This window comes from Schwartzia sp. (in: firmicutes), assembly GCF_978017985.1.
The window spans coordinates 1-7,874 of sequence record NZ_CDXDFU010000026.1 but is presented as its reverse complement, the minus strand read 5'-3'; the positions used below and the strand labels follow the sequence as shown (position 1 = coordinate 7,874).

The 7,874-nt window shown below is 48.9% G+C and carries 5 protein-coding genes; 4 read left to right on the top strand and 1 reads right to left on the bottom strand.

Annotated elements, in window-relative coordinates:
* Window positions 1-184 precede the first annotated feature (184 nt).
* Window positions 185-1,276, bottom strand: a complete 1,092-nt coding sequence (gene serC, locus ACY69O_RS01095) for a 3-phosphoserine/phosphohydroxythreonine transaminase (RefSeq protein WP_462331626.1) — start codon at window positions 1,274-1,276, stop codon at window positions 185-187.
* Between the two features lie 233 nt (window positions 1,277-1,509).
* Between serC and serA the strand changes: the two genes are divergently transcribed.
* The 4 genes from serA to ACY69O_RS01075 all read left to right on the top strand — a co-directional run.
* Window positions 1,510-3,096, top strand: a complete 1,587-nt coding sequence (gene serA / locus ACY69O_RS01090) for a phosphoglycerate dehydrogenase (RefSeq protein ID WP_462331625.1) — start codon at window positions 1,510-1,512, stop codon at window positions 3,094-3,096.
* Between the two features lie 262 nt (window positions 3,097-3,358).
* Window positions 3,359-5,311 carry a methyl-accepting chemotaxis protein gene (locus ACY69O_RS01085; protein ID WP_462331624.1) on the top strand — a complete coding sequence of 651 codons (1,953 nt, stop codon included), beginning with the start codon at window positions 3,359-3,361 and terminating at the stop codon, window positions 5,309-5,311.
* A gap of 279 nt (window positions 5,312-5,590) precedes the next feature.
* Window positions 5,591-6,856: a UDP-N-acetylglucosamine 1-carboxyvinyltransferase gene (gene murA, locus ACY69O_RS01080; RefSeq protein ID WP_462331623.1), complete on the top strand. Its 1,266-nt coding sequence runs from the start codon at window positions 5,591-5,593 to the stop codon at window positions 6,854-6,856.
* Window positions 6,857-6,866: 10 nt separating this feature from the next.
* On the top strand, window positions 6,867-7,874 hold a 1,008-nt coding region (locus ACY69O_RS01075; RefSeq protein WP_462331622.1), incomplete at its 3' end, for an ArnT family glycosyltransferase.

Here is a 7,874-nt window from a genome sequence, read left to right as displayed (position 1 = left end):
TACATTAATTTAATATGTAAGTATTGTCTTTCACAAAACGCATTATAGCATATTTGAAGATTGAATGAAAGAAGTTTTTTCATTTGAAATGAATTTCTTTGTATTTTAAATGCAATGCGAAGAAAGTGAAAGCAAAAATATGCGCAAAAAACCGCATGGCCTTGTGCCATGCGGTTTCTGTGCTTTATGCGTTTGCTTTTTTGAATTTCTCCATGAAGTCTGCGAGACGCTCTACGCCTTCCATGGGCATTGCGTTGTAGATGGAGGTGCGCATGCCGCCGACTGAACGGTGGCCTTTGACTCCGCAGAGCTGGTTCGCCTTTGCTTCCTCGACGAATTTCTTTTCGAGGTCCTCCGTAGGAAGACGGAAGGTGACGTTCATGAAGGAACGGCTGTCTTTGTCTGCGTGTCCCTTGTAGAAGCCGTCGGAGTTATCGAGCACGTCATAGACGAGCTTTGCTTTTTTCGCATTGCGCTCTGCAATGACTTCGAGGCCGCCCTGAGCTTTGAGCCATGCTGCTGTCTTGCCGACCATGTAAATGCAGAATGCAGGAGGTGTGTTATATGCAGAGTTCTTTTCCGCATGGATGGAATAGCGGAGCATGGTCGGAATCGTTTTCGGGGATTTCACAAGGAAGTCCTTCTTTGCGACGACTACAGTTACACCTGCCGGCCCGAGGTTCTTCTGAGCACCGGCGTAGATAAGCGTGAACTTGGAGAAGTCAAGTGGACGGGAGAGCATGTCCGAGGACATGTCGGCAATCAGAGGTACATCGCCTGTCTCAGGGATGTAATGATACTCCGTGCCGTAAATCGTGTTGTTATAGCAGACATGGAGATATGCGGCATTCTCTGAGAGCTTGATTTCATCCTGAGTAGGAATGTGGCGGAAATCGACATCTTTGCTGGATGCGGCAATGTGTCCGACACCCAGGAGATTTGCTTCCTTATATGCCTTTTCTGCGAAGCTGCCTGATACGATGTAGTTTCCGATTTTGCCGTCCACGGCGTAGTTCATCGGAACCATTGCGAACTGCATGGAAGCACCGCCCTGCAGGAAGAGGACATCGTAATCGTCACCGAGTTTCATGAGCTCGAGGATATCTGCCTTTGCCTGGTTAAGCACTGCGTCAAACTCTTTTGCGCGGTGGCTGATCTCGATGATGGATTCACCGGAGCCGCCAAAGTTTAAAAACTCTGCCTGAGCTTCTTTCAATACTTCGAGAGGCTGCATGGCGGGGCCGGGGTTAAAGTTGTAAACACGATTTGCTTCCATCTGAAATACCTCCTGTAATGTTTCAGAAAAATTTAGGTTACATTTCCGTACATATGGTGTAGAAATATGCTCGGATTGTGTAATATTTTACTCCCCTGGGTTTAAGAGCGTCAAGAGGAAAAATAAAAATGTTTTTTTCGGGCGTACATTATTGACGTTTTTGAGGGGTTAATATATACTTACGTTAATGTTCATGTGTGTACATTCATTATTAATGAAGGAGAGAATTGGTTATGAAGATTTTAGCAGCGGACGGTGTATCCCCTAAGGGTATTGAGATTCTGAAAAGCGAAGGCTATGAGGTTGTTGTAAAGGATAAGCTCCCGGCAGACGAGCTTTTGGCAACAATCGGCGAGTACGATGCTTTAATCGTTCGTTCCGCGTCAAAGGTTACAAAGGAAGTAATCGCAGCGGCCAACAATCTGAAAATTATCGGCCGTGCAGGCGTAGGTGTTGACAATATTGATGTTCCTGAGGCAACTGCACGCGGTATTGTCGTAATCAACTCTCCGGGCGGAAATACAATCGCTGCTACAGAGCATACAATGGGTATGATGCTCGCTATGGCCCGCCATATTCCTATTGCCAACGAAACGACACAGAAGGGCGAGTGGAATCGCAAGAAGTATGTCGGCGTTGAGCTCCGTGGAAAGACACTTGGTATCGTAGGCCTCGGCCGTATCGGTGCCGGAATTGCAAAACGCTCCCAGGCATTCGAGATGAATGTTATCGGATATGATCCGTATGTTACGGAAGACCGCGCAAAAGCAATGGGCGTAAAGCTGGCTTCTCTTGATGAAATAATCGCTGAGTCGGATTTCATCACGGTACACATGCCGCTGACAGCTGAAACACGCAATATGTTCAATAAGGATAATCTCCGCAAGATGAAGAAGGGTGTCCGCCTTATCAACTGCGCACGCGGCGGTATCATAAACGAGCAGGATCTTGCTGATGCGGTAAAAGAAGGTATTGTGGCAGGTGCTGCTATCGACGTATTTACAAGCGAGCCAATGCCGGCAGACCATCCGCTGCTCGGAATCCCGGGGATTGTCCTCACACCGCATCTCGGTGCGTCCACTGTTGAGGCTCAGATTGGTGTCTCCATTGACGTTGCAGAGGGTATCCGCGCACACCTCAAGGGTGAGCCGGTAATGACGGCAGTCAATATGGCTCCGGTATCCCAGCAGGTTATGAATGTTATTAAACCGTATTTTGACCTGGCTGAGCGTCTCGGCTGCATGGCAGGTGCTCTGGCAGAGGGTCCGGTCAAGTCCGTTGAGGCTGAATACACGGGAGAAATCACGGATGTCAGCACGAAGCTTCTGACGACGGCTGTCCTCAAAGGTATGCTGAATCCGATTCTCGAAACCTCCGTCAACTATGTCAATGCTCCAAGCCTTGCAAAAGAGCGCGGTATTGTTGTCCGCGAGGTGAAGAATAAGGAAACTGCAAACTTCTCGAACCTCATTACGGTCCGGATTGCAACTGATAAAAAGACTGTTACCCTGCAGGGCGCACTTTTCGGCAGCGAAGGCCGTATCGTTACCATTGACGGCTACCGTGTAGACGTTGATCCGCACAAACGTATCCTCGTGTGCCCGCATACGAACTGCCCGGGTATTATCGGCAAGGTCGGCTCCATCATGGGCAATGCCAATATCAACATATCCGGCATGCAGGTGTCCAAGACGGAACAGGAGGGCACGAATATCATGGTCCTCATCGTTGACAACGATATTCCTGATGCAGTTATGGAAGAGGTCAAAGGCGTCGATGGAATTTTCGGAGCCAAGCTCATTAATTTTGACCTGCTGTAAATTATACCCTTTTGTCTCATTTTGCTCTAATCAAAGTGAACATGTTTTCAAAGAAAATACAATCCCTGAAGTTGATGCTTCGGGGATTTTTTTATTCAAGAGGCAAAATTAGTGGCTGAGAAAATACTCCTAACGCATCAAATAATAGGGAGAAAAGTACGATATAGCAGCTAAATTGTTTATTGCGAATTTTCTAACAGAGTTCTAAAATATAGCTGTAAATATGGTTCTGCATTGTTTCTAAGGAAGGGGAATGGTAAAAATGGGGATTAGGCAGAAGTTCATTGGACTTGCCGGTCTTGCAGGCGCGTTGATGGCGATTGTTGCCATTGTGGGCTACTACACGGCGGCAACGAATCTGGAGGCCAGCATTGAGAGGGGAACGCGTTCAGCGATTCTCGTCCGAAGCGAGCAGATTCACGCCTGGTTCAGTAAAAAAGTCAGCATTGCAGAGGGGGCTGCTGAGTACGCTAAGGCAGCAGGTACGGCAGATGTGACGACTATACAGAGGGGGCTTGCACTGGCAAACGGAGATAAGGAAATCTCCGCGCTTTTAAATGGCCTTGAGACAGGACAGGCTTTCACGGAGAAGGAGGATCTTTCATCGCTCTTTGATCCGCGTACACGTGACTGGTATAAGTCGGCGAAATCTGCCGGGAAAACAATCTATACGAATGCATATGTGGATATTCAAACGAAGCAGCTTGTTGTATCTGCGGCGGTTCCGTATTCCGGCGGTGCAATTTGCATGGATGTTACGCTGGATACCTTGAAAAAAATTGCAGCGGAGCTCAATTACCGCGAGCAGGGAACCGGTATCATTTTTGAAAAAGCAACGGGCAAGATACTGGGAAGCGGCGGAGGAGAAGAAGTCTTCTCGGATATCCGCCAGAACAAGGACATCGGACCGCACTTCGATGAAATGGTCAAAAACGAGCGTGGCTATTTCATGATGACGAAGAATGGAGAGAAGCAGGTCTTTGCATACTCCACTGTACCGGATGTTAACTGGGTTGTCGGACTCATGATTCCGGAATCCTTCATGTTCGCGGAGCTTCACCGCATGCAGATTACTTACGCGGTTACGACGATTATCGGCGTATTGCTCATGGTTATCGCGTGCCTGAGGTTCTCGACACGCATAGTCCGTGTCGTGCAGCAGCTTGCAGAGCGTGTAAAGGAAATGGCGGGCGGTGTCCTGAATCAGCAGCAGCTTGAAGTAGATTCGGATGATGAGCTGGGTCAGCTTTCGGCCGGAGTCAACACAATGGGTTCGAATCTCCGAAAACTCATCGGTGAAGTCAAAAAATCCGCGGAACAGGTAGCGGCGTCCAGCGAAGAGCTGACGGCAGGCGCACAGCAGGCAGCGCAGGCGGCAACGGAGGTTGCTCAGACTGTTACCGAGGTTGCTGATGGCATGGAGAAGCAGCTCGTACATGTTGATGGGGCAAAAAATAATGTTGAGACTGTTTCCAACGATATCAATAATATGACGGCACAGGCTCAGGAGGTCGCTGCAGATACTGCAGAGACAGCGGCTGCAGCCCGTCAGGGTGAGGAGCTCATGAGCACGGCGACAGAACGCATGCAGGGGATTGAAGAGGTCGTGAGAAATCTTGCGGGCGTCGTTCAGAAGCTGGGGGATAATTCACAGCAGATTGGACAGATTGTTGAAACAATTTCGAGCATCGCAGATCAGACAAATCTTCTTGCTTTGAATGCCGCTATCGAGGCGGCCCGTGCCGGCGAAGCCGGCAGAGGCTTCTCTGTGGTTGCCGAAGAGGTCAGGAAGCTCGCCGAGCAGTCGGCACAGGCAGCTGAGGAGATTAAAAACCGTATCGGTTCAGTACAGAACGATACAGAGGAAGCTGTAGCCGCCATGGAGAAAGGAACGCTGGAGGTACAGCAGGGGGCGCAGGCGGTACAGAGTGTCGGCGAGCAGTTCGAACGTATTATGGAGATGGTCACCGATATCGAAAGAAAGATGCGTTCCATCAGTGCATCGGCATCGACTGTTTCTGACGGTACGAAGAATATCGTAGGCGCGGTGGAAAATATCGATTCGGTAAGCCGCAAGACAAGCGAGCACACACAGACTATTTCCGCTGCGGCGGAGGAGCAGTCCGCATCCAGTGAGGAAATAGCATCGGCTTCACAGGCACTTGCTACACTTGCTACGGACCTTTCGCACGAAACAGGAAAATTCAAACTGTAAAGCAAAACAGGGCCGTACCCGAAGAAGGGGTACGGCTCTTTTATATGTCTTAAAACATTTTGTGGTGTCATTTTTGCAAAAAGCAATACATTTAAGGAAAGAAGTATGTGTTTCGCCTTGTCAAGCAAATAGCAACATGATAAAATTACAAAGAATATGGTCTTTTATGGTATGAATTGTTTACTAGAATAATTTGCAATGAAAGATATTCTGCTTTGGCGGGATTTTCATATCGATTGTGACAGATGAGTGAGAGTTTTAGGGGGAAAACTGAGTTTCATGGAAAAGTTGGTAATCAACGGCGGCCATCGCCTTGAAGGACGGGTGAAAATAAGCGGCGCAAAGAATGCGGTGCTTCCGATTATTGCGGCAACGCTTCTTGGACAGGACGAGCCGAGCCGTCTGGATGAGGTTCCGGCGCTTGATGATGTTCATACGATTTCCGAGGTCATCAGCGCTTTGGGAGTTGATGCCGTATTTGATGAGGAGCAGAAGCAGCTCAGGGTAGATGCGCGCAATATCACCAGCTGCGAGGCGCCGTATGATCTCGTGCGCAAGATGCGTGCGTCGTTTTTGATTATGGGTCCGCTTTTGGCACGATGCGGCAGAGCACGTATTTCTCTGCCGGGTGGCTGCGCAATCGGGACACGTCCCATTGACCTGCATCTGAAAGGCTTTGAGGCTCTCGGTGCGGAAATTGAGATCGGCCATGGCTTTATTGATGCAAGTGCACCGAACGGGCTCAAAGGGGCGCGTATTTATCTTGATTTCCCAAGCGTAGGCGCAACGGAGAATATTATTATGGCTGCCTCCATGGCAGAGGGGCAGACTATTTTGGAGAATCCTGCACAGGAGCCTGAAATAATCGACCTTGCAAATTATCTTAATGTCATGGGCGCTAAGATTCGCGGAGCAGGCACCAATCTTATAAAGATTGACGGTGTGAAAAAGCTCCACGGCGCGGCTTATACGGTCATTCCGGACCGTATTGAGGCCGGGACATATATGGTTGCGGCGGCTATGACTCATGGTGATGTTTACATAGAAAATGCCATCAGTGAGCATCTGAAGCCTGTCATAGCGAAGCTCAAGGAGGCAGGTGTCTCCATTGAGGAGGATGTGGATGGAATCCGTGTCCGCTGTGAAGCACCGACAAAGGCTGTAGACATCAAAACGATGCCGTATCCGGGATTTCCTACAGATATGCAGGCACAGTTTATGGCTATGCTGGCTGTTTCTGAGGGAACGGGTATGGTTACGGAAACGGTGTTTGAAAACCGTTTCATGCATGTTGATGAGTTAAAGCGCATGGGCGCAAATATAAAGATTGACGGACGTACCTCCGTTGTTGAGGGTGTTCCGACGCTTACGGGCTGTCAGGTCAAAGCTACGGACCTGCGCGCCGGAGCGGCTATGGTTCTTGCGGGACTCGTGGCAGACGGAGAAACACAGATAGGGTACATTCACCATATTGACCGCGGATACGACCACCTCGTTCAGAAGCTTGTAGGGCTCGGTGCAGACATTAAGCGCATTGAGGAATGAGGGGGAGAATATGGCAAACGAACGTAAGACTATACTGTTTTTTATAGTTTTTACATTGGCGCTTTATCTTTTGGGCAACGGGCAGATTCCTGCAACTGACCCGGTTGAGACGAACTATACGCAGACTGCAAAGGAAATGCTGGCATCGGGGGATTTTATTTCCCCGCGTATTTTCGGGAATTTCTGGTATGATAAGCCCGTCTTTTTCTATTGGGAGCTTATTGGGGCATTCAGCCTTTTGGGTATCAATGATTTTGCCGCGAGATTTTTCCCGGCCGTCTTCGGAACAATCGGCGTTTTGATGACATATTGGTTTGCAAAGCGAATATATGATGTAAAGACCGCCCGCTATGCAGCAATAATGCTTGCCACATCCTTCGGATACTGGCTGGTGTCCAAGACCATCATCACGGACATGACGCTTTTCACGTTTTTCAACGCGGTGCTGGTATTCTTTTACATTGCTTATACGAGCGAAAACAAGAACTGGTATTATCTCTGCTATGTTTTCGCCGGACTTGCGGTGCTGACAAAGGGGCCTATCGGAATACTTCTGCCGGGCTTTATCGTGACCGTCTTCATCTGCGTGCGCCGCGATTTCAAGGAGATTCTCCGCATGAAGCCTTTGGGCTTTGTGCTTTTTGTTGCGGTTGTGGCAGTTTGGTACTACCCGATGATTGTGCTGCACGGTGATGATTTTGTTAATAACTTCCTTGGGGTTCATAACTTCCTTCGTGCAACAAAATCGGAGCATCCCATGTGGGATGTTTGGTGGTACTATTCGGTACTCTTTTTCCTCATCTTCATGCCATGGTCCTTTATGACCCTGCCTAAGACGCTGGTAAAATATGTGCGGGAGTTCCGGGCAACCCACGAGCTTCCAAAGTTTGACCAAACTCAGCTGTTCCTTTTGATTTGGGCTATTGCAGTTACGGGATTTTACCAGTGCATGGCCACGAAATATACGACCTATACACTTCCGTCCCTTCTTCCTATCGCAATTCTTGGAGCGCGGTAC